Here is a 21,060-nt window from a genome sequence, read left to right on the forward strand (position 1 = left end):
GATAGAACCTAGTCTAATTAAAAGGAAACACCTTATAATCCCTTAATGAATGATTCGATTTCTTCTTTTGTTTTTCGGTCTTTGCTTACAAATCTTCCTGTTTCTTTTCCTTCGTTGAATGCAACGAAGCTTGGGATGCCGTATACGTCCAGTTCTGCGCATAGATCTATGAATTGATCTCTATCTACATAGATGAATGTGAATTCAGGAAAGTCCGCTTCTACTTCAGGTAAGAACGAATCAATGAAACGGCAATCCGGGCACCAGTCGGCAGAAAACATAAAGATGTGCTTTCCGGTATTTTTTAATTCTTCGAACTGTTCCATGCTTTGCAATTTTTCCATGTCTATTTGCCTCCAGTTTCTATCTTCATCTGGCCAAATTTAATCCAGCCGCGCTTTCTCATATATTCCGATAGTATCAGGCTGATGACTGCAGGTCCAATGATATGCAATAGCAGGACCTTGATTAATACTTCCATGGAAAATCCCATAGTTGTGAATGTCATGATCTGTCCTACGAGTCCGCTCGTTCCCATCCCGGCACCTGCCGGATTGTTCTCCATCGGGAATAGCGTTGTACCAAAAGGAGCCAAAATGACTCCGGCAACAGTGGGTGGAACTAATATGAGCGGATGCCTCACAATATTAGGCACCTGAAGCATCGAAGTCCCAAGCCCCTGTGCGAGCAGACCACCCATTTTATTTTCCCGATAGCTGCTGACAGCAAATCCGATCATTTGCGCACTGCAGCCAATCGTTGCAGCGCCTGCCGCAATACCGCTGAGTCCAAGCATAAAAGCAATGGCCGCACTTGAGATCGGCGCAGTCAAGGCAAGCCCCATCAATAAAGCTACCAGCATCCCCATGATAATCGGCCTTTGCAATGTCGCCCAGCTGATCCAGCTCCCGAACATGGTCATAAAATCGGCAATAAAAGGTCCGATCAACCAAGCTACGGAATACCCTGCAAGAATTGTGATGAATGGTGTGATGATTATATCAATTTTTGTTTCCTTGCTGATTAGTTTACCGATTTCACAAGAAATTAATGCAGCCGCATAACTGCCCGCAGGCCCTCCGAGCTCAGCACCCGCAGCTCCTGTTATGGCACCAGCAAAAATGACCAATGGAGGAGCACCGAGTCCATATGCAATCGCAACGCCTATCGCAGGACCCATTAGCCCCATTGCCAGAGTACCCATATCTATAAAGAACGGAAGATGCAGCTGTTGGCCTATCGTCTTCATAATCAATCCGATTATCAGCGAACTGAACAGCCCTAATGCCATGTATCCAAGTGCATCAATTAAATAAGCCTTAACAGAAACATGAACGCCTTTTCTTTTTAGAAATTCCTTCATCCATATCCCCCTCTTAAACATCTTTTCATTTTACTAGTGTAAAGACAGTTGTATGTTTTGTCTAGACAAATATTACATTGTTCCTAAGGAGCGGAAGGACTGCACTAAAGAAAAAACGCCCACCGGCATCCAACAAACAGGATACCGCTTTGGGCGTTTTTACTTTTTATTGCGATATTCAGCGGAAGAAACGGTTTCCATCATCATTTCTGCCGTGGAAGCAACCTTCCTTGTTTTTACTTCAGTCGTCATTTTGATGCCCCCGATGCCCGTGCTGACCTCGTATAGATCCTTCTTCACCTTATTGATGATAAGGTAGCCGAAGCGGCCATCATCTTTATACGTTTTCGTTAAATATGGTGCTTCTCCCTGCCCAATGCTCATTTTGTAGACAAGGTCGCTGTCTTCTGACTCTTTTGTATTATAAAAAAGGATATAGATATTAGAACCTTTTTTTAATATGACATTATTAGCGGTCTCTTTTTTCACAGACATTCCAAAAGGAAGATGGACTTTTAATTCCTTAAGTTTTTCATCTGCCTCTTTCGGTTCTGCTTCAAAGGCCTTTTTCACTGAAGACTCGGCATCCTTTGATTGGTCTTTGATGGATGAACTGCACCCGGCAGAAAAAAGGAGAACGGCGGAAATAATGGCAAATAGCAAGTTCCTTTTCATGATGGCTTCCTCCCATTAACTTGAAGCTTTATACATATGTTACCCTTATATGTAAAATATTTTCAAGCTAATCATGGAGAATTTATGATTTCAGATGGTAGAGGTATTGACCGACAAGAAGCTTGAGGATGTGTTCGAACATCTCATCCCTTTTCACAAGCCCTCCTGTAAAGATGCCAACGGCTCCATTTCCCTTTCCTACATCTTTCCTTTGACAGAACTGGTCCATGACCGGCCCCAATTCCAAGCCGGCTCTCAGCTTTTCAGCAATTTCATTCGGCAGCAATATCCTGGCGCCTCCTGCAACAATCGGCATTTCCTTCCCAAATGATAAAGCTCCCCAATTGCACAAGAATAATCCGTTCTCTGTTTCTACTACTCCGCCTTCAAGACCGATTCCAATATCAGCTGCAGCCGCTTTTCTTGCGAATTCAGCCCGGTTGACTGCACCATCAATTGTTTCTTTATCTGAAAACGGCTGACTGCTGACGCCGGATGGAGCATCAATGCTAACGACCTCGATATTCTCAATTTCATTTGACACGACATTTTTAACTGCATTCACCTTTGCCGGATTCATTGACCCAATGGCAAGCTTCATGATAAACACCTTCCTATTAAATGAGAAGAGGGGCTGCAGATGTGCATACCCCCCTTTTAAAATGGATAACCTCAGCTATTCCGTCTGATTGACTCAACTGTTGTGCGGTCACATGATTTGACTAATTTTACAAGAAGTTCTTTAGCAGCTGCATAATCATCGATATGGATCATGGATGCATGTGTATGGATGTAGCGTGAACAAATTCCTACAACGGCACTCGGCACCCCATTATTGGAAAGATGGACGCTTCCTGCATCTGTCCCGCCTTGTGAAACAAAATACTGATAAGGAATCTTATTCGTTTCAGCTGTATCCAAGACGAATTCCCGCATTCCTCTATGCGTCACCATCGACCGGTCTAAAATGCGGAGCAATGTTCCTTTGCCAAGCTGTCCGAATTCGTTTTTATCACCGGACATATCGTTGGCAGGACTTGCATCCATAGCAAAGAATATATCGGGATTGATCATATTGGCAGCGGTTTTAGCTCCGCGCAGTCCCACTTCTTCCTGTACTGTCGCACCTGAATATAAGGTGTTCGGCAGTTTTTCATCCTTCAATTCCTTCAGCAATTCAATGGATAGACCACAGCCATAGCGGTTATCCCATGCTTTTGCCAGGATTTTCTTTTCATTTGCCATCGGTGTGAACGGGCAGATCGGAAGGATTGGCTGGCCAGGCTTGATGCCAATTTTTTGTGCATCCCCCTTATCATCTGCTCCGATATCAATCAGCATATTTTTGATGTCCATCGGCTTATTGCGCTGTTCTTCCCCTAATAGATGAGGAGGAATGGATCCGATGACTCCGATAACCGGGCCATTGTCCGTGATGATTTGAACCCTTTGAGCGAGCAGTACCTGGCTCCACCAGCCGCCAAGTGTCTGAAAACGGATCATTCCGTTTTCCGTAATGGAAGTCACCATGAATCCGACTTCATCCATATGTCCTGCTGCCATCACAACGGGGCCGTTCTCGTTTCCTTTTTTCACCCCGAAAATGCTGCCAAGGCCATCTTGCACAATTTCATCTGAATATTTTTGAAGTTCTGAGCGCATGAACGCCCTTACTTGATGCTCATTCCCTGGTGCACCGGGCAGTTCAGTCAATGTCTTGAAAAGATCCAACGTTTCTTGGTTCATCTGAAAAGTCTCCTTTAAATGGATTCGATTATGTACCTTTTTATTTTACAGAACTTTCATTTCCGTTGCCACCTATGTGCCATTGAATTCACAGTCAATTCCGAAAAAGAAGTTGGTTCATTAGGTGTATTGAATATTTTCTTGTATAATTAAGATATCATTTGATTGGCTGGAGGGTAAGAGAATGAATTGGAAATCATTTATCGCAGGGGCAGCCGCAGGAATCACAGCCGGCTTCCTCATGAATGAAGCAGTGAAAAGAAACGTATCCGTTTCTGCTGAAAGTGTCTTGGCAAAAGTTAAACGCGCTTTTAAAGAAGATGGACCTATTGACGGTTCATGGATCCAAATGAAAGCAGAACCGTATCAAAAGCATGCGATAAAAGCAGACGTTTACCGGGGAGGGATCTCCCGCCAGCGAAACGGGCAGCTGCAGCAATTTGAATTCATCGCAGATGCCCACACAGGCACTGTGATTGATCTCAAGTTGATTTAAATAAAACTTCTAAAAGCAAGCACACATGAAAAGGCATCCCCTCTCAATTATGAGGGAATGCCTTTTTTGCTGTTTAAGAAAGGGCTATCTGCGGTTTCTCCTCAATTCATCCACAACGCTTCCATCCATACCCCATTTTACTGCCCTGTAAATGGCATCATGGTAGAAGAAGAACCAGGCTCCCTCTTCTATACCACCAGGTATCCATTTTTGTTTGGCTTCTATTGAATCCATTGGATAGTCATCGTAGGCAAGAACCCATAGGACGTTTTGATGGGCATGAGTAGGCATCAAATCAGCCATATGCACGAGCTTCCCTTCATCAGTTTCAATGACGATGATGGAATGGCCGTCGCTGTGCCCCCCAGTATGAAACATTTTCAAGCCCTTTATGACTTCCATTTCTCCATGGAAAGGAATGACCTGTTCTTGGATGGCTTCCCAATTTTCTTTCCAATATGTATTTCGGGAGCGGATATTCGGGTTTCTCATTTCATCCCATTCAACATCTGACGTATAGATGCGGGCATTGGGAAAAGCGGAGACCATCTTTTCGCCTTCCCATTTTGTCAATCCGCACGCATGGTCAAAATGCATATGCGTCATGCAAATGATATCAATGTCTGCAGGTGATAAATTTAATTCTGCCAATTCTTTTTCCAACTGTGATTCTTCTGTGACGCCGTAATTGCGTTTTTGTTTATCTGTGAGCTTGCCGGATCCTATTCCCGCTTCAATCAGGATATTCTTTCCGTCCAATTGCAGGAAGATCGGGTCTGTCCTTAGTTCAATCTGATTTTTTTCATTTACAGGATATTTTTTCTCCCAAAGAGGTTTGGGGACGACGCCAAACATGGCTCCACCGTCCATATTTGTGACTCCTCCGTTAAGCCATATCAATTTTACATTTCCAACCGTTAATGTTTCCATCATGCATTCCTCCTTTGTCCATACTCTATTTTAACAGAACTGTGATTTTTCAAAAAATAAAAGGAGCCCCCTTCAATCAGGAAACTCCTCCATAGATCACTTTTTATTTTGATATCTTGCTTCGCTGCGGTAGATTCTTTGGCCTTTCGCTGCGAATTTTTCTTCGTACTCGGTCATGATGTTGCCTTCATATCCGCTGTTGTGCAGATCAAGGCTGACGTATGTCAGCAGCAGGCCGTACTCGGAAAAGCTTGTAAGGGAGTATTCAAAAAGCCCTTGGTTATCTGTTTTGAAATGGATCTCTCCACCATCAACAAGGATATCTTCATAAATCTTTAAGAACGATTTATATGTCAGACGTCTTTTCGCATGTCTTGTCTTTGGCCATGGATCAGAGAAATTCAGGTAGACCCTGTCAACATCGCCTTTTGCGAAGTATTCCTTCAGATTTTTAGCATTGACGTTCAACAGCTTCACATTTGTCAGCTCTTCCTCGATGATGCGGTCCAAAGCAGTCACAATGACGCTCTCAAACAATTCAATCCCCAAGTAATTCACATCAGGATTTGCTTTTGCCATTTCTGTCACAAATCGCCCTTTTCCTGTGCCTACTTCAATATGGATCGGGTTGTCATTGCCGAAGATTTCGGACCATTTTCCGCGGTGTTCTTCAGGATTCGCTACAACATATTGAGGATTTTGCTCTATTTTATCCTTTGCCCAAGGTTTATTTCGTACACGCATCTTGACACCTCATTTTCCTTTTTATCGTTGAAAACAATACCATGCTTATCCATTTCGCGCAAGTACTCTTAAAGATCCAACGATAAGCGAGTATGAATAAATAAAAAAAGAATCCACAGAATAACCATGAATTCTTTTTTTGAAAGGAATGATTCGATGCCGCTTACGTATGAACATCAAATGCAGATATTGAAAGATATATTAAGCAACCATCAGACAGATTGTTGCGGTTCAGTTTCAGAATGTGAGCAAGTGGAGCGTTTGGTGAAATCTTTAATGGCAAATACCGCTATTTCAGATAATATAAGGCCCGTTTTACAGCAAATTTATGATTATAGCCATAATGGCATTAGTGCACCCAATTTAAATGATCATATCAATGGGTATCAGGATAACCTTTCCCAATGGGTGAATGATATGAACAGCTACTCTTAAAGAATGGACTGCAGGTATTCCAGCCAGTGATTCATTTCATGGAAGCGTCCCTTGGCTTTATGCCATTGGATGGAGAGCAGGGTCTGGGAAACCACATACCATTTCATCCTGAGCTTAAGACTGTCAGTCAAGGTCATTCCATACTGCTGCAGCCAGTCCTCCCATTTGTCCTCTGGGATGTACCAATATAGGAGCATTCCTATATCAATGGCAGGGTCAGCGATCATCGCTCCGTCCCAATCAATCAGATACAACTGGTTGCGGTCCGAAAGCAGCCAGTTGTTATGATTGACATCCCCATGGCAGACCACATATTCATCGAACTGAATGAAGTCGATGTTTTCCTGCAGAAAAGAAATGGCTTCATTCACTTTAGGCAGTTTCAATAAATCAAAATCAAGCGTGGTCTCCACTTCAGCCAGCATCATTTCTGGCTCAAAACGGACTTTGCCAAGTCGTTCAAGCATCGTCAGCAAAGGCTTGGAAATATGAATTTTATTTAATAGCTTTGCTACACGATCTTGCAGCATCTCATCAGGATCAAGTTCCCTCCCGCTTAGCCAATGCTGAGCAGTAATGACATCGCCATTTTCCATCCGCTTGGTCCAAACAAGCTTCGGCACAATTCCTTCTGCAGACAGCACAGCAAGGAATGGAGAGGAGTTCCGCTTCAGAAAAAGCCGCTGCTCGTGATGCTTAGCAAAAAAAGCTTCTCCCGTAGCCCCTCCGGCGGGCACTATTTCCCAATCTTGATCGAATAAGTGTTCCAACATGACTCACCTTCGTTTATGTTTCGTTGTAGGATGTGTGCTGAAATAAATCATTCAAGAAATCACAAAAAGTTGAAGTGCATTGCATTTCAACTTTGAATCTATTTAAAGTGGATAATCTATGAACTTAAATCTATCATATTCCATAAATTTTATCGTTTCTTCCCTATTTTCGTCAAGTTAACCTTTTTCAATTGCCTTCCGTTCAGCATAAAACTGCGGTTTCACAGCTCTATGCTACAAATATCATCAAGCTGATTGCTTCTGCTTCCACCCAATTTCCTCCTGAAAACTGTAAGTTCTCAAAGAACATCGATTGCCCATTGCTTAAAAGCATCCAATCATTTATGCCAGCAGGCAGTTTGAATTTCTTTTTCTCATCTGGATTCAACACAATGAAAATGTTATTCCAATTTCCAAGATGCCCAACATCCCGATAATGGAATCCAACCGTATTTCCTTGAATCGGAAAAATCTCAATATGTTTCTTTATCTCCGAGGAATCACTCATCCTGAATGCGCCATGCATTTTCCTAAAAGAAATCAAGTCTTTGATATAGCTGACATTATCCTGGAACTCCAGGCATCTATCCCAGTCAAGCCAATTGATGGAGTCGGGTTCTTTATAGCTGTTGTCGATGCCTTTTTTTGTACGGAAAAATTCCTGTCCGGCATGCAGGAAGGGAATGCCCATTGCTAGGATGGTGATGGATGTAGCGAGCCTGTGCCGTTTTTGATTCAGCTCAAGTTCATCCGGGAAGCAAAAATTGATTTTATCCCATAATGTATGATTATCGTGCGATTCTACATAATTAATCGATTGCTTCGGACAAAGGAAAATTCCTTCAACACCTTTATGAAACCCGCTGCTGCCCATGAATGCCTCAATGGCATATGGGACAAGTCTGCTTCTCCCCAATGCATATCCACGGTTATATAAGTCGAAGATGCTTCCTTTAATGGTGTCTCGGAAGAAATCGTTGAAAAAGGATATTCCCGGCATCTTCTTGGCATTCTTCAACGCAGCTTTTTTTTCTTGTGGAAGAGGGGTATTCAGGTCCCACCCTTCCCCCAACATCAGACAGCCCGGATGCAAATCATCAGCGAGTTTCCTCACTTCGCACATCGTCTGGATATCCATGATCCCCATTAAATCGAACCTGAAACCATCCACATTGTATTCTTCTAGCCAAAAACGAATGGAATCAACGATGAACTTTCTTCCCATCAGCCGTTCAGAGGCAAAATCGTTCCCTACTCCCGTTCCGTTGGAGGGCATGCCGAATTCATTGTGGCGGAAATAATAGCCTGGGACCAATTGTTCAAAAGAAGATGTTTCCCTGATGTACACATGGTTATAGACTACATCCATGATGACCGCGATCCCTTTTTGGTGGATGGCGTCTATCATATTCTTTAATTCCGTGATTCTTGAATATGGATCATTTGGATTTGAGCTGTAGCTTCCTTCAGGCACATTGAAAAACAGGGGATTATATCCCCAATTATAGGTTTTATCCGTATTATCATCGGAAACGCCCCCGAAGTCATTGAATGGCAGAAGTTCTATATGAGTGGGGCCTAAATCTGCAATATAATCAAGTCCGGTCAGCTGTCCAATATCATTCATAGAAGGACTTGCAGCCAATCCAACATACGTTCCTTTCTTGTCAACTCCGCTTTTCGGATGGCTGGTGGCATCTCGTATATGGACTTCGTAAATAAGAGCATCCCTATTCGAAGAGATCACAGGGCGGGAATTTCTATCTTTTCTTGTTTTGTTCAAGTCGACGATGACTCCCCATTCACTGTTTTTGGAAACGGCAACTGCATATGGATCGACAGCCTGCCGCCATTCTTTATTGATGAAGACTTCATATTTGTAAAAGACTCCGTCCATGTTCTCCTTGATTTCCAGCACCCAGCTCCCTTTTTCCCCTCTGGTCATTGGAGACTTTTTACTTTCTCCTGTCTCTGGATGAAAGGTAATAAGATTGGCTTCAGTCGCAGTCGGCGCCCAAAGGGTGAACCTGCTTGATTCAATGGAATAGCTGCACCCCACGGATCCTTCGAAGAAATGCATTTCATCAAATTCAGGAGTCCTGATCACTGATCCTATCTGAAGGTCTGTTTTTTCTCCAAACTCATTCACGATGAAATGGGTTTGCCCAAATGGAGGGGTATCCTTCAATTTGCAAACATACTTTTTTTCAGTTTCCAGAAGCATCGAGTCACTGATTTCCAACTTGCATCTTCTGCCTCCTGATTCAAGCCAAAAGCCGGCAGACTCCCCGTTCCGATGATGGCGGGGAATGAGGACTGCCACTGTATCCATTGAATCCAGATATGCTTTATATAATCTCTTCTCCTGATCCATCACTAACACCTCTTATAAAATCACCCAGCTTTTTGGACGAATCTCGATATGTACAGGGGTCTTTCCGATATATTCCCCATCTGCGTGGACCGGGATGGCGCTTTTGGATTTTATTGTTATGTTCTTTCCTTCGAACGTCTTAACTTCTTTGAATCGAATGTGGCCTCCCCAAAAGACAGAAATAAAAACGGTGAGGAGCTTCCATTTAGGCAAGCCATTCAGCACAGTGATATTGAATAGCCCATCATCCGGCTTCGCGGCAGGGGAGATTTTCATCCCACCGCCATAGTATGGATGATTGGAGACCGTAATAAACCACATCCGCGGGAAGTGAAATTCTTCCCCGTCAATATTAATGACTGCGGGTCCTGGTTTATAGGTCAGGAGTTCCTTTATTAAATAAAAAGCATAGATCAGCTTTCCAAGGGACAGCTTGTTCAGCCACTTTTTCAAGTTGGATTGATTCGCTTTGACTGTAATTTGAGCATCAAAGCCTGCACCTATACTATTCACAAAATGCCCTTTTGGATACTCGGATGTATGGAATGAACCGGCATCCAACTCCATTCCTTCCTCTTCCAATGATGCAAGTATGCGTTTCAAGCTTGCCCTTGGGTTATTCGGGAGGCTGTATCCCCTGGCAAAGTCATTGCCTGATCCAGCAGGTATATAAGCCACCTTCATCCCTTCATATCCAACCGCCCCATTGATTACTTCGTTGACTGTTCCGTCACCGCCGACAGCTGTGATCACTGCACGGCCTTCTGTCATTCTGGCAATCTCATAAACTAGTTCAGTGGCATGCTTGGGAGATTCTGTGAAATGGATGGAATGTGGAGTGCTTTGCAGCTCTCTTTTCAATTCGTTCCAAATCTTTAGGGAATATCCATTCTTCGCTTGCGGGTTGACAATGAAATGCAATGCGGCCATCAATCCATTTCCTCCTCATCTATCAGGAGGTTATTTTCATCATTCCATCCTTGCCGTTTGAAGCCCACAGTATTGGTATGCTCCAATAGAGCCTGCACGGCTTTTAACTGCACATGTTTAATGGGAGAATTGAGATTCCTCTGCTGATCAAACCATTCATTGAACGTCCGTTTATCCAACAGAGCAGTATCGTATGGGACATTTGGATAGTCAATATAGCCATTCCTGAACACAACCGCTTTTTTAATAGGAAACTCCACTTGATGATGTTGAAAAATACGGGCAATAATTTTTTCCATTCGGGACAATGCTATAAGCGGATTCAGCGTTTTACTGGAATTATTACCATCCCTTTTTTCCCAAAAGTGCTCTTTAGATCCTATATAGACAGCATCTTGATTACCCTCCAAAAATGTCAGACACCAAATGGCAGTGGGTGTAGCAATCATGATATCCATATCTACCGGTGCATTTTTCACTAAGAAAACAGGTTCATATAAGACGAGAAAAGAATCAGGGAATCTTTGCAGCAAAAAACGAAGCTTCGTGTCGTCAAAATACTTGTCATCTATAAAGGATTTCGCTGTTATGGTCGAGCTTGCCCATTTCAATTGAAAGGCAAGGAGCTGATTCAAAAATTCCTGCTTCAGCTCATTTTCTGATAAAAGTTGATTAGAATGAAACGAGAATGCAGGAACCTCATCTTCCGTATGAAAAAGGACATTGCTTTCCTCTCCGTCTTGTTCCCTTCTGAAAAAATCCTTGACCTTGTCAAAAATCCCCTGCTTTCCTTCGACCATTTCCTTGAATTCCTGCAGTTTCAGATATTCGGCATCGCCATTTTTGTGGTCCATCCATTCTTGCTTCCATTTGTCCCAATGCTGCTTTTTCAAACGGATATATTGAGTCGGATACCGATAGATATCCGTTTCGTATCGGGAAATATAGTCTTGAAGTTTAATTAGCTGCGCCATTTATTTCTCCCCCTCTGCTGTCTCCTTAAGAAACCAGGTTTCTATTGCTTCATATTTAGGAATCCGATCAAGATGTGTCTGATAGAGATTGATTTCGGAAATACTAAACGAAGGTTTATCAAGTTTTGCTTCGGAAGCTTTTCGAAGTTCATCGCTGCTGAACATTTCGTGCCCTTCCCATTTTCTGGCCAATGTTATGTGGGGGTTGAACGGCTTCTTATCCACTTGCAATCCTGTTGATTCAACCGCTTCTTTGACAGCATCCTGCAGCTTATAAAGCTTCTCAGGGACATTGATTCCCGCCCAGAATACCCGTGGTGCATCAGGGTTTCCAAAAACACCAAGATCCGACGCAGATGTTGGGAGATGTTGAAATCCTGCAATTGCTTTGGATACATTCTCCTTCACCTTAAGAAGCTCTCTATCGGGGACTTCCCCTAGAAAAGCGAGAGTAAGGTGATAGTCCTCCCAATGCACCCATTTTTTAAAGGGGAAGACATTTTTGTTTTCTTGGCACCATTGCTTCAGAAATTGCTTCACTTCTTTCGGAAGGGAAACAGCAATAAAATAATGTGGTTTGGTCATTTTCAACGTCCTTTATTCAAAATGGTTATTCATATTTTAGCAAAATTTCCACTGTTTCACACATAAGGATTTTCTAATGCCCTCAGGCGTATCGGTTGATTGAGATCCCGTAACAAAGTAAGATGAAAATAGAGATCATTGCTTCAGGAAAGGAAGTTTTAGCATGAAAGTTGTTAATAATATTGCTGAATTAATCGGTGAAACTCCACTTGTAAAATTAAATAGACTGAACCCTGAAAAAGGGGCAGATGTATATGTGAAGCTTGAATTTTATAATCCAAGTAAAAGCGTCAAAGACCGTGCTGCATTCAATATGATCATTCAAGCGGAAGAAAAGGGGCTTCTTAAGGAAGGTGCTACGATCATTGAGCCGACAAGCGGGAATACCGGAATCGGCCTGGCCATGAATGCTGCTGCCCGCGGCTATAAAGCAATCCTCGTCATGCCCGATACAATGACGCAGGAAAGGATCAACCTTTTGAAGGCATACGGTGCTAAAGTAGTATTGACGCCGGGGGACGAAAAAATGCCGGGTGCCATTAAGAAGGCCAAGGAACTTTGCGAAGAAATCGAGAACAGCTACATGCCGATGCAATTTGAAAACCAGTCCAATCCAGATGCACACCGCAAGACCACAGCTCTTGAAATCATCGAAGCTGTGGAAGAACTCGGAAAACCTCTTTCCGCATTTGTGGCAACAGCCGGGACAGGCGGAACGATCACTGGGACTGGTGAGGTATTAAAGGAAAAATATCCGGACATCCAAGTCCATGTCGCTGAGCCAGCTGGATCTCCAGTCCTTTCAGGCGGCAAGCCGGGTAAACATAAACTAGTGGGAACCAGCCCTGGATTCGTTCCTGATACACTGAATCAAGAAGTATACGATAAAATCTATCAAATCAAAGATGAAGATGCCTATGAAACAGCCCGAAGAATGGCAAGGGAAGAAGGAATCCTTGTTGGTCCTTCATCAGGCGCCGCTTGTTTTGCAGCCATTGAAACAGCGAAAACCATGCCGGAAGGCTCCATTGTGATCTGCATCGCCTGCGACACAGGGGAACGCTATCTATCGGGTGATCTGTTCAACTTTTAGAACAAAAGCGCAAGCGCCTTGGTCAGCCCCGACCTGCATAAGACGGAACTCGAAGGAAATCCTGATTTCCGTAGAGGTACGGCTTATGATCTCGAGGGGCTAGGCGCTGGAGCTGGATGTCGATTAACTTATAAACAACAAAAAGAGGATGCCCGAAGGACAAATGGGCATCCTCTTTTCTTATATGTTTTGAAGGAGTGTGCAATCCTTTTGGATATGCTGCGAGAACAGCTCTTGCAGTTTTCTCGTCACCGTTCCCGGCACTCCTCCACCAATCACCGTTTGATTAACTTGGATAATAGGCATGACTTCGGAGGTCGTGCTCCCTAGGAACACTTCGTCAGCCGCTAATAACTGTTCAACTGTAAATTCCTTTTCATCGAATCGAACAGCATTTTCCGCACACAGTTTCTGGATAACCTGGCGCGTGATCCCGTTAAGGATCAGATTGGTTGCAGGATGGGTCATGACGGTTCCATCTTTGACGATGAATACATTGGAGGACGATCCTTCCGTCACAATTTCCCCGCGATGCTGAATGGCTTCGTAGCAATCCGATTCAGCAGCTTTCTGCTTGGCTAAAATGTTGCCCAGCAGATTCAAACTTTTGATATCGCACCTCAGCCAGCGTATATCCTCGACCAGCAGGGTTTTAACCCCTTTATCAAGCATTGCCTCAGGCCTTGGCATTTCCCTCGTATAAGCGATGTATGAGCATGCTGTATCTTCTAGAGGAAATGCATGCTGCCTTGGGGCAATCCCCCGGGAGAACTGCATATAAATGATCCCGGTGTCGAGTCGGTTTTCTTCAATGAGACTTGCTGCATGACTTTTGATTTCATCTTTTTGATAATGGATTTTCAATCCAATCTTTTCAGCACTTTTATAAAGACGCTTCAGATGTTCTTCAGCCGTATACATTTTGCCGCTGTAAACCCGGATGACTTCGTAAATGCCATCACCGAATTGATAGCCTCTGTCTTCGATATCCATTACTGCATCCTTGCGTTCAATAAGTTCCCCATTAATGATGACCTTTTCCATCCTGCTCCCCCATCTCTACCAAATGTTTTTATCTGCTTTTTTACTCCCCGGCCAACTCATAGATTGCCTGTGCATATAATGCAGTTGCTCTGAACAGATCTTCAAGGAACATATACTCATCCTTCTGATGGGCCACATCCGGTCTTCCCGGGAAAAGCGGCCCAAATGCCACTCCAGATTTCAAAGAACGGGCGTAGGTTCCTCCGCCGATGCTGATTAACTCGGCTTTCTCACCAGTTTGCTCTTCGTAGACTTTCTTCAGCTTCTGAATGAGTGGATCGCTTTCTTCCACATGATGTGGTTTGGAGTCTGAGAAGTTTTCGACCGCTATCCCCTGTTCCTCAAGCTTTTTCCACACAGCTTCCTTCTTTTCATCCAGATCGAATGTAACCGGATAACGCATATTCAGTCCAAGTCTTCCGCCTTGACCAGCTTCATAGCGAAGCTTACCGACATTGATCGTCAGATCCCCTGTAATTTCATCACTATAAGCGAAGCCCAGCGCTTTGCCCCTTGAATCCTGGAAAAATGTCTTTTGGATAAATTGTATGAAAGATCCAGCACTTTCATCCATTTGAAAATCAGCTAAGAAATCTGCCAGATGAAGTCCTGCACTCTTTCCTAAGTCCGGCTCCATTCCGTGGGCAGACTGTCCCTTCACTTCAAGAATCAGGTCGCCGCTCTCTACATAGCATTTCCCTTCAAGCTCCCATTTCTTTATGTAATCATCAAACTGCTGTATGAGGTCAGAATGGTCCCCTTCCACATCCAGGATAGCTTTTGCAAAATCAGGAACCATATTGTATCTTCTGCCTGAATCGAATTTTTTAACGGTCATGAACGATGCAATGGATTCATCCGAGGACTTCCAAACTAAATCATAATCTGCAATCCCTTTTTCGGCATAAATGATAGGGAAATCAGCATCCGGAGCAAATCCCATAGTCGGCATTTCCTCCTTGCTGAAATAATGCTCGACACATCTCCAATCACTTTCTTCATCCGTCCCAATGATCATCCTTACTCTTTTTGAGAGAGGAAGTCCAAGTTCTTTTACAATTTTCATGGCATAATAGGCAGCCATAGTCGGTCCCTTATCATCGATTGCACCGCGCGCGTAGATCTTTCCATCACTGATTTCCCCGCCGTATGGGTCAAACGTCCAGCCATCTCCTTCCGGCACTACATCAACATGGCACAGAATCCCAAGCAGTTCATCCCCTGAACCCATTTCAAGATGTCCTCCGAAGGAATCAACATTTTTGCTTGTGAAACCGTCTTTTTCTCCCAGCTCCAATAGATACATCAGGGCCTCTTTCACCCCTTGTCCAAATGGTGCGTCTTCTGTTCGGTTCTCCTCGTCAAGTACACTTTTAATTTGGAGAAACTTCTGCAGATCTTTAAGAAGATTTTCTTTTCGCTTTTCCACTTCTTCCATCCAATTGATATTTGTCATTAATCATACTCCTTCCAATAAATCGATATGTAATGTATGTTACTACTAACAAACATTAAAAGACAACTTGCCCATCCATAAAAATAGTAAATCACATGATAATATGTTTCCTTTCCCCGAAAAATGGATAAATAACGGTTAAAGGCATATTTCCAGGCAGATGCTTCATACTATTAAAGAAATAAAGGTGAATGTTGGAAACATATTAATTTTTTGTAAAATTCAGCATTTTCCTAGATATTTTTTTTTAGTAGGAGTACAATATAGGTGTCTGACATCTTAGAAAAAAATAATCGTGAATCGTAAAGGAGTTGTCTGCTCGGAGATCATTATTGCAAGGTGATTAAAGGTTTTACCTTTACTCTAGGAAGCCGTCCGTAATCTTTGCCAAAGGTAAAATGATGAGGGAGTGGTTTTTTGAAACCTTCAACAAACCGAATGTTAACCCGGATTAAATCAGTGTATATGTTCATTAAAGACCATGGTACTGTATCTACTCAGGATTTAGTAGATGAATTCGGAATTACACCCCGTACCATTCAAAGAGACTTAAATGTATTAGAATATAATAATCTAGTTGAAAGTCCAAGCCGGGGAAAATGGTCAACCACTGAGAAGCGAGTTAAGATGTCATCGTGAAACACTAAAGGAATCTCTTTTTCAAGAGGCTCATACTGAAATTTAATATCGACATAATTTTAAAGGGGCTGGTCCATATGTGCACTGCACATCATGGACCAGCCCCTTTACGGCTTCATTCATTCGATTTTAGCTTTTCTACTTCTTCATCCGTCAATTCACGGTATTCCCCGAGTTCCAAATCTTCATCCAAGGCGATCGGCCCCATTGAAATCCTCTTCAAATATATGACTCTTTTGCCGACAGATTCAAACATTCTCTTCACCTGATGGAATTTCCCCTCAGTGATGGTCAATTCAATATCCGATGTGATGCCTGATTTAAGGATTTTCAAAATGCCCGGCTTTGTATGGTAGCCATCATCCAGCGTTACCCCTCCTGCAAACGCCTTAACGTCCTCCTCTGTCACTTCCTGGTCAATGACAGCAAAATACGTTTTGGGGACATGTTTCTTCGGGGACAGGAGCTGGTGTGAAAGATGGCCGTCATTGGTCAAGATTAACAGACCCTCTGTATCTTTATCGAGCCTGCCCACTGGAAAAGGGGACCTTGCAGCATCCTCCATGGCAAGAATGTCCACGACCGTTTCATCCCTGGAGTCTTCCGTAGCGGAAACCACTCCGGGAGGCTTATTCATCATAAAGTAAACGGTTTCTTTATATATGACTTCTTCACCGTTCACTGTTACAGCATCTTCCTCTGGATTTACATGCATCTTAGCGTCTTTGACTACTTCTCCGTTCAGCTTGATGCCGCCAGTCTTCAAGAGTTTCTTTACTTCTTTCCTGCTGCCGTATCCGACATTAGCTAATAATTTATCTATTCTCAAATGAATCTCTTCCCTTCAGTAAGGCAGTTTTCGTAGCCATTGTTGTTAAAATCTTAATGCCGATTTTAACGTAAAAATAGTTATTTGGCACGTTGAAATGGAGTATCCAGGCTCTTTTCCAGCTAAACTTTCTGTTTAGATTGCACTAGTTATCCGGCTTTAATGTCAAAAGCACAAACTTTGAAAAAAGAGCCTTTAGAAAAAGCGGAATCTAGAGCCTAGAATCCGCTTTTTTATTTCTTAAGATATCCTCAATTTTTGTTTAATGCGCAAGAGGCGGCTTCCGAATAGTTTATCTGCCAGTTTCGATCTTAATCCAAGGTAGCCGTAGACAACAGCCCCGATCCCTCCGCAAATGAGGATAATCACCAGGGACTGCCATTTGACTGCCGGATTTAATAGATGCGTGATGCCCTTATAGCTCAGGATGACAATGACAGCCATTACCGCATTCATGGCTGTAATAAGGATAGTCCTCCTGATCGCGAGTTTAAATGAATAGTTGGCAAATATTTTTATGACAACCAGGTTAATGATGATGGAAGCAGTATATCCGATGGCTGTTGCATAAACAGCCCCCTCTGTCTGATAGAGTTTGATAAGAGGGATATTCAATGCAAGCTTCACTAACAGCCCTACGAGCAAACTTAGAATCGTGAACCTCTGCTCATTGATTCCCTGCATGATGGCAGCGGTCACTGAATATAAGGCAAACAGAATCGCAACCGGGGCGTAATTCGCTAAAATCCCTGTACCAAACCCACTGTGGCTGTAGAATACTGTATAGACCGGCTCTGCCAAAAGGGATAACCCGATTGCTGCAGGCATCGTAATGAAAAGAAGGACTTGGAATGTCTGGTCCAGCTGACGCTTCAAGGTTTTTATACTATTTGTCGTATAGGATTCCGTTATCAAAGGAACAAGCGTCAATGCAAAGGCTGTTGCCAATGAAACCGGGATAATGACAAGCTTATGGACCGTAAAACTCAAGGTTCCGAGCGCATCCATACTTTCTTTAGCCTTGCCAATTTCAAACATTGCCCTTGAAAACGTCATTTGGTCGATAAGCTGATAAAGCGGGTTGGCAATTCCGACGAGTACAAAAGGAATCGCATATACGATGATTTCCTTGAACATATCCTTTACAGAAATATCAAGCGTCCCTTTATCTTCCTTCAATAGTTCATCTAAGAATGGCTTCCTTTTCTTCCAGTACCAGAGAAGAAGAATCAGGCTGGCTATCCCGCCGATGAAGGCTGCAAATGTGGCTACACTGATAGCTGAAACGATCGTTCCTTTGATGACATATAGAACCACGTATGCACCTGCAAGAAGGAATACAATCCTCGCCAGCTGTTCCACCACTTGTGAAACAGCCGAAGGCCCCATTGATTGATGCCCCTGGAAAAACCCCCTGATCAAGCTCATGAACGGGATGATGATCAGTGCAAAGCTTACCGCGCGAATCACTACAGATACATCTGCAACTGAATATTTGCTGCTGCCTGCATCCTTCATGACAAATTCGGCAAAATACGGAGCGAAAATATACATGATTAAGAAGGAGATGAATCCGGTGGCCAGCATAAGCAATATGCCTGACTTAAATAATTTTCTGCCGACCGCGTATTCCTCTATTGCATTATATTTGGCGATGTATTTGGAAACAGCAAGCGGTACACCGCCAGTGGCAACGCTGATGAAGATTGTATATGGCACGTATCCGAATTGATAGAGCTGCATTGCGCTCTCGCCATTTCCGCTTTTATTGATGATTGCATAAAAAGGGATGACATAAAAAAGGCCGAGCACCTTGGATAAAATCGTTCCCAAAGTCAATACAAAAGTTCCGCGAATTAATTTAGAAGACATATGATCCCTTCCTGAGTTCAACATAAAAAACACTAGTAGTAGTTTACAACTTACGACGGGAAATGACAATTTATTCGTCAAAGATTGCTTCTTTTGCCATACCTCTTTAAAATAACAGGCATAGTGTATTGTTTTCGAGGAAAGGAAAAGGTGTTTTTAATGAATTATGATGTAATCATCATCGGAGGCGGCCCTTCCGGCTTGATGGCTTCTATTGCAGCAGCCGAACATAAGGCTAAAGTGCTGTTGATTGATAAAGGAAATAAATTAGGACGTAAACTTGCCATTTCAGGAGGGGGGCGCTGCAATGTCACCAATCGCCTTCCGATTGACGAAATCATCAAGCATATCCCCGGCAACGGACGTTTTCTATATAGTGCTTTTTCTGAATTTAATAACGAAGATATCATTGCCTTTTTTGAAAACTTAGGGATTCAATTGAAAGAAGAAGACCATGGCAGGATGTTCCCTGTTTCCAATAAAGCACAGTCAGTGGTTGATGCACTTCTAAACAGAATGGAGCAGCTTCATGTGGTGACCTATACAGACACATCCGTTAAAGACGTAGTCTATGAGAATGGCCGCACTGCAGGAGTGGTCCTGATGGATGGCAGTAAAATCTCAAGCGATTCCGTTGTCATTGCTGTAGGAGGTAAATCCGTCCCCCATACAGGATCGACTGGCGACGGATATCCTTGGGCAAAAAAGGCTGGCCACACCATCACAGATCTATTCCCTACAGAAGTGCCGTTGACTTCAAGCGAACCATTCATCAAGGAAAAAACGCTTCAGGGCCTTTCCTTAAGGTCCGTTGGGGTCAGTGTGCTTAATCCGAAAGGCAAAGCTCTCATTACACATCAAATGGATATGATTTTCACTCATTTCGGGATATCCGGACCTGCTGTTCTCCGCTGCAGCCAATTTGTCGTGAAAGCAATGAAAAAATGGAATTTGAAAAATGTTACGATCAGCATCGATGCAAGACCAGATAAAAATGGGGAAGAATTGTTTCAAGAAATTAATAAACAAATGAAGGAAGATGCAAAGAAAGCGGTCAAAAACAGTTTGAAGGGGCTCCTTCCTGAACGGTATCTCTTATTCCTGCTTGAAAAGAGTGAAATAGATCCGAATGCTCAAAGCGGCACAATTTCCTCTGATAAAATCAGGACTTTGACGGAGCTGTGCAAACAATTCAAGTTTACTGTCAATGGGACGCTTCCAATAGAAAAAGCCTTCGTGACAGGCGGCGGCATATCGGTAAAGGAAATCGAGCCAAAGACAATGGCTTCCAAGATCATGCCGGGGCTGTTCTTCTGTGGAGAAGTTTTGGACATCCATGGATACACAGGAGGATATAACATCACTTCCGCATTAGTGACCGGAAGGCTTGCAGGCATGAATGCCGCATTACAAGTGAAAAAATAAAAAATCAGGGAGTCGTTCTCCCTGATTTTTTATTTTCGATAAATGACCATCCCGCTGAAGCAGTAAATCTGTTCATCTGAATCTTCCGGAATTGCAGCGATATGATATTTGATATCGACTATTTTCTTCTCATCCAGACCTTTTAAAAAATGATTCAAATCGTGCTCCAAATCCTTTTCGTGCTCACAGTCAAAAACTTTTACTTGTATCATCACAGATCCCTCTAGTCAATTTTTTAACTAGTATGGGCAGGAACATTCATTTTCAAAACATTCAGCCTATTATTTTTTCGGTTCAGTCGGGCCTGTCCATTCGAGCATTCCGCCAACCATATTTCTCACTTTAAATCCGTGATCCATCAAGTACATTCCTACATTTTCGCTTCTGCGGCCGGAACGGCAGATCAAAACATATTCAGTATCTTGATCAAGCTGGTCCAATGATTCAGGAATGTCACCCATCTTGATATGCTTCGCTCCCGGAATCATCCCTTCCGCTACTTCCTCATCTTCGCGGACATCGACGATTGCTACATCTTCCCCTGCTTCAATCTTCTTTTTTAAGTCTTCAGTCGTAATCGTTTGTAATTCTTTCATATGAATACACCCTTTCGAATTGGATGTGAACATTATAGCAAGAAAATTCAATGGAACAAAATGATGGACTCCTCCCTGATA

At 43.0% G+C, this 21,060-nt stretch carries 23 protein-coding genes; 5 read left to right on the forward strand and 18 right to left on the reverse strand.

The features are described 5' to 3' along the window. Positions 1-32 precede the first annotated feature (32 nt). The 5 genes from ABTV07_RS15655 to ABTV07_RS15675 all read right to left on the reverse strand — a co-directional run bounded on the left by ABTV07_RS15655 (position 33) and on the right by ABTV07_RS15675 (position 3,784). Positions 33-344, reverse strand: coding sequence for a thioredoxin family protein (locus tag ABTV07_RS15655; protein WP_433743788.1), 312 nt, complete (start codon positions 342-344; stop codon positions 33-35). A 2-nt stretch (positions 345-346) separates the two neighbouring features. Further along, the gene (locus ABTV07_RS15660; RefSeq protein ID WP_433743790.1) at positions 347-1,363 is read right to left on the reverse strand and encodes a PTS transporter subunit IIC; all 1,017 of its coding nucleotides are present in this window, start codon (positions 1,361-1,363) and stop codon (positions 347-349) included. A 159-nt stretch (positions 1,364-1,522) separates the two neighbouring features. After that, entirely contained in the window at positions 1,523-2,038 is a 516-nt protein-coding gene (locus tag ABTV07_RS15665) for a hypothetical protein (protein WP_433743793.1), read from the reverse strand. 82 nt (positions 2,039-2,120) lie between these two features. Next, positions 2,121-2,639: a DUF84 family protein gene (locus tag ABTV07_RS15670; protein WP_433743796.1), complete on the reverse strand. Its 519-nt coding sequence runs from the start codon at positions 2,637-2,639 to the stop codon at positions 2,121-2,123. 71 nt (positions 2,640-2,710) lie between these two features. Continuing rightward, the gene (locus ABTV07_RS15675) at positions 2,711-3,784 is read right to left on the reverse strand and encodes a M42 family metallopeptidase (protein WP_433743799.1); all 1,074 of its coding nucleotides are present in this window, start codon (positions 3,782-3,784) and stop codon (positions 2,711-2,713) included. 184 nt (positions 3,785-3,968) lie between these two features. On the opposite strand from ABTV07_RS15675, the gene ABTV07_RS15680 reads away from it, so the two are divergent. Then, a complete protein-coding gene (locus ABTV07_RS15680; RefSeq protein WP_433743802.1) occupies positions 3,969-4,280 on the forward strand; it encodes a hypothetical protein in 312 nt (103 codons plus the stop codon). Positions 4,281-4,364: 84 nt separating this feature from the next. On the opposite strand, the gene ABTV07_RS15685 is transcribed toward ABTV07_RS15680, so the two are convergent. Both ABTV07_RS15685 and trmB read right to left on the reverse strand, forming a co-directional pair. Beyond that, on the reverse strand, positions 4,365-5,210 hold the full coding sequence (locus ABTV07_RS15685) for a YtnP family quorum-quenching lactonase (protein ID WP_433743805.1): 846 nt from the start codon (positions 5,208-5,210) through the stop codon (positions 4,365-4,367). A gap of 96 nt (positions 5,211-5,306) precedes the next feature. Continuing rightward, positions 5,307-5,954 (reverse strand): tRNA (guanosine(46)-N7)-methyltransferase TrmB, encoded by a 648-nt coding sequence (gene trmB, locus ABTV07_RS15690; RefSeq protein WP_433743808.1) that lies wholly within the window; start codon positions 5,952-5,954, stop codon positions 5,307-5,309. A gap of 156 nt (positions 5,955-6,110) precedes the next feature. On the opposite strand from trmB, the gene ABTV07_RS15695 reads away from it, so the two are divergent. Next, positions 6,111-6,389, forward strand: coding sequence for a YtzH-like family protein (locus ABTV07_RS15695; protein ID WP_433743811.1), 279 nt, complete (start codon positions 6,111-6,113; stop codon positions 6,387-6,389). Here ABTV07_RS15695 and ABTV07_RS15700 read toward each other — a convergent pair. From ABTV07_RS15700 to thpR, 5 genes are all read right to left on the reverse strand, one after another. Further along, positions 6,386-7,159, reverse strand: coding sequence for a phosphotransferase family protein (locus ABTV07_RS15700; protein WP_433743814.1), 774 nt, complete (start codon positions 7,157-7,159; stop codon positions 6,386-6,388). The two genes, ABTV07_RS15695 and ABTV07_RS15700, sit on opposite strands and share 4 nt — an antisense overlap. A 232-nt stretch (positions 7,160-7,391) precedes the next feature. After that, the gene (gene pulA / locus ABTV07_RS15705; RefSeq protein WP_433743817.1) at positions 7,392-9,536 is read right to left on the reverse strand and encodes a type I pullulanase; all 2,145 of its coding nucleotides are present in this window, start codon (positions 9,534-9,536) and stop codon (positions 7,392-7,394) included. A gap of 12 nt (positions 9,537-9,548) precedes the next feature. After that, positions 9,549-10,466, reverse strand: coding sequence for a diacylglycerol/lipid kinase family protein (locus ABTV07_RS15710; RefSeq protein WP_433751296.1), 918 nt, complete (start codon positions 10,464-10,466; stop codon positions 9,549-9,551). Continuing rightward, a complete protein-coding gene (locus ABTV07_RS15715; RefSeq protein ID WP_433743820.1) occupies positions 10,466-11,440 on the reverse strand; it encodes a nuclease-related domain-containing protein in 975 nt (324 codons plus the stop codon). The genes ABTV07_RS15710 and ABTV07_RS15715 overlap by 1 nt, the downstream gene beginning before the upstream one ends. Then, entirely contained in the window at positions 11,441-12,025 is a 585-nt protein-coding gene (gene thpR / locus ABTV07_RS15720; protein WP_433743823.1) for an RNA 2',3'-cyclic phosphodiesterase, read from the reverse strand. Positions 12,026-12,188: 163 nt separating this feature from the next. Between thpR and cysK the strand changes: the two genes are divergently transcribed. Continuing rightward, positions 12,189-13,118 (forward strand): cysteine synthase A, encoded by a 930-nt coding sequence (gene cysK, locus ABTV07_RS15725; protein ID WP_433743826.1) that lies wholly within the window; start codon positions 12,189-12,191, stop codon positions 13,116-13,118. Between the two features lie 180 nt (positions 13,119-13,298). Here the strand turns inward: cysK and dat are convergent, their stop codons facing one another. Together dat and pepV are read right to left on the reverse strand one after the other, a co-directional pair. Then, positions 13,299-14,162, reverse strand: coding sequence for a D-amino-acid transaminase (dat, locus tag ABTV07_RS15730; RefSeq protein ID WP_433743829.1), 864 nt, complete (start codon positions 14,160-14,162; stop codon positions 13,299-13,301). Between the two features lie 40 nt (positions 14,163-14,202). Next, a complete protein-coding gene (gene pepV / locus ABTV07_RS15735) occupies positions 14,203-15,618 on the reverse strand; it encodes a dipeptidase PepV (RefSeq protein ID WP_433743832.1) in 1,416 nt (471 codons plus the stop codon). 417 nt (positions 15,619-16,035) lie between these two features. Between pepV and ABTV07_RS15740 the strand changes: the two genes are divergently transcribed. Next, positions 16,036-16,257: a DeoR family transcriptional regulator gene (locus ABTV07_RS15740; RefSeq protein ID WP_433743835.1), complete on the forward strand. Its 222-nt coding sequence runs from the start codon at positions 16,036-16,038 to the stop codon at positions 16,255-16,257. 115 nt (positions 16,258-16,372) lie between these two features. On the opposite strand, the gene ABTV07_RS15745 is transcribed toward ABTV07_RS15740, so the two are convergent. After that, a complete protein-coding gene (locus ABTV07_RS15745; protein ID WP_433743838.1) occupies positions 16,373-17,086 on the reverse strand; it encodes a pseudouridine synthase in 714 nt (237 codons plus the stop codon). A 240-nt stretch (positions 17,087-17,326) separates the two neighbouring features. Beyond that, the gene (locus ABTV07_RS15750; protein ID WP_433743841.1) at positions 17,327-18,958 is read right to left on the reverse strand and encodes a putative polysaccharide biosynthesis protein; all 1,632 of its coding nucleotides are present in this window, start codon (positions 18,956-18,958) and stop codon (positions 17,327-17,329) included. Positions 18,959-19,117: 159 nt separating this feature from the next. Here ABTV07_RS15750 and ABTV07_RS15755 point away from each other — a divergent pair, with 159 nt between their 5' ends. Continuing rightward, complete coding sequence (locus tag ABTV07_RS15755) at positions 19,118-20,383, forward strand: NAD(P)/FAD-dependent oxidoreductase (protein ID WP_433743844.1); 1,266 nt, start codon at positions 19,118-19,120, stop codon at positions 20,381-20,383. Between the two features lie 29 nt (positions 20,384-20,412). Here the strand turns inward: ABTV07_RS15755 and ABTV07_RS15760 are convergent, their stop codons facing one another. Both ABTV07_RS15760 and ABTV07_RS15765 read right to left on the reverse strand, forming a co-directional pair. Continuing rightward, positions 20,413-20,595 carry a sporulation protein Cse60 gene (locus ABTV07_RS15760; RefSeq protein WP_433743847.1) on the reverse strand — a complete coding sequence of 61 codons (183 nt, stop codon included), beginning with the start codon at positions 20,593-20,595 and terminating at the stop codon, positions 20,413-20,415. Between the two features lie 69 nt (positions 20,596-20,664). After that, the gene (locus ABTV07_RS15765; protein ID WP_433743849.1) at positions 20,665-20,979 is read right to left on the reverse strand and encodes a rhodanese-like domain-containing protein; all 315 of its coding nucleotides are present in this window, start codon (positions 20,977-20,979) and stop codon (positions 20,665-20,667) included. Positions 20,980-21,060 lie beyond the last annotated feature (81 nt).

This window comes from Falsibacillus pallidus (assembly GCF_050990905.1).
Classification (GTDB): domain Bacteria; phylum Bacillota; class Bacilli; order Bacillales; family DSM-25281; genus Falsibacillus; species Falsibacillus pallidus_A.

What these genes read in the sequence shown, in the direction of transcription:
- ABTV07_RS15655 (WP_433743788.1), bottom strand. Translation starts at nt 344, where the DNA reads ATGGAAAAATTGCAAAGCATGGAACAGTTCGAAGAATTAAAAAATACC.
- ABTV07_RS15660 (WP_433743790.1), bottom strand. Translation starts at nt 1,363, where the DNA reads ATGAAGGAATTTCTAAAAAGAAAAGGCGTTCATGTTTCTGTTAAGGCT.
- ABTV07_RS15665 (WP_433743793.1), bottom strand. Translation starts at nt 2,038, where the DNA reads ATGAAAAGGAACTTGCTATTTGCCATTATTTCCGCCGTTCTCCTTTTT.
- ABTV07_RS15670 (WP_433743796.1), bottom strand. Translation starts at nt 2,639, where the DNA reads ATGAAGCTTGCCATTGGGTCAATGAATCCGGCAAAGGTGAATGCAGTT.
- ABTV07_RS15675 (WP_433743799.1), bottom strand. Translation starts at nt 3,784, where the DNA reads ATGAACCAAGAAACGTTGGATCTTTTCAAGACATTGACTGAACTGCCC.
- ABTV07_RS15680 (WP_433743802.1), top strand. Translation starts at nt 3,969, where the DNA reads ATGAATTGGAAATCATTTATCGCAGGGGCAGCCGCAGGAATCACAGCC.
- ABTV07_RS15685 (WP_433743805.1), bottom strand. Translation starts at nt 5,210, where the DNA reads ATGGAAACATTAACGGTTGGAAATGTAAAATTGATATGGCTTAACGGA.
- trmB (WP_433743808.1), bottom strand. Translation starts at nt 5,954, where the DNA reads ATGCGTGTACGAAATAAACCTTGGGCAAAGGATAAAATAGAGCAAAAT.
- ABTV07_RS15695 (WP_433743811.1), top strand. Translation starts at nt 6,111, where the DNA reads ATGCCGCTTACGTATGAACATCAAATGCAGATATTGAAAGATATATTA.
- pulA (WP_433743817.1), bottom strand. Translation starts at nt 9,536, where the DNA reads ATGGATCAGGAGAAGAGATTATATAAAGCATATCTGGATTCAATGGAT.
- ABTV07_RS15710 (WP_433751296.1), bottom strand. Translation starts at nt 10,466, where the DNA reads ATGGCCGCATTGCATTTCATTGTCAACCCGCAAGCGAAGAATGGATAT.
- ABTV07_RS15715 (WP_433743820.1), bottom strand. Translation starts at nt 11,440, where the DNA reads ATGGCGCAGCTAATTAAACTTCAAGACTATATTTCCCGATACGAAACG.
- thpR (WP_433743823.1), bottom strand. Translation starts at nt 12,025, where the DNA reads ATGACCAAACCACATTATTTTATTGCTGTTTCCCTTCCGAAAGAAGTG.
- cysK (WP_433743826.1), top strand. Translation starts at nt 12,189, where the DNA reads ATGAAAGTTGTTAATAATATTGCTGAATTAATCGGTGAAACTCCACTT.
- dat (WP_433743829.1), bottom strand. Translation starts at nt 14,162, where the DNA reads ATGGAAAAGGTCATCATTAATGGGGAACTTATTGAACGCAAGGATGCA.
- pepV (WP_433743832.1), bottom strand. Translation starts at nt 15,618, where the DNA reads ATGACAAATATCAATTGGATGGAAGAAGTGGAAAAGCGAAAAGAAAAT.
- ABTV07_RS15750 (WP_433743841.1), bottom strand. Translation starts at nt 18,958, where the DNA reads ATGTCTTCTAAATTAATTCGCGGAACTTTTGTATTGACTTTGGGAACG.
- ABTV07_RS15755 (WP_433743844.1), top strand. Translation starts at nt 19,118, where the DNA reads ATGAATTATGATGTAATCATCATCGGAGGCGGCCCTTCCGGCTTGATG.
- ABTV07_RS15760 (WP_433743847.1), bottom strand. Translation starts at nt 20,595, where the DNA reads ATGATACAAGTAAAAGTTTTTGACTGTGAGCACGAAAAGGATTTGGAG.
- ABTV07_RS15765 (WP_433743849.1), bottom strand. Translation starts at nt 20,979, where the DNA reads ATGAAAGAATTACAAACGATTACGACTGAAGACTTAAAAAAGAAGATT.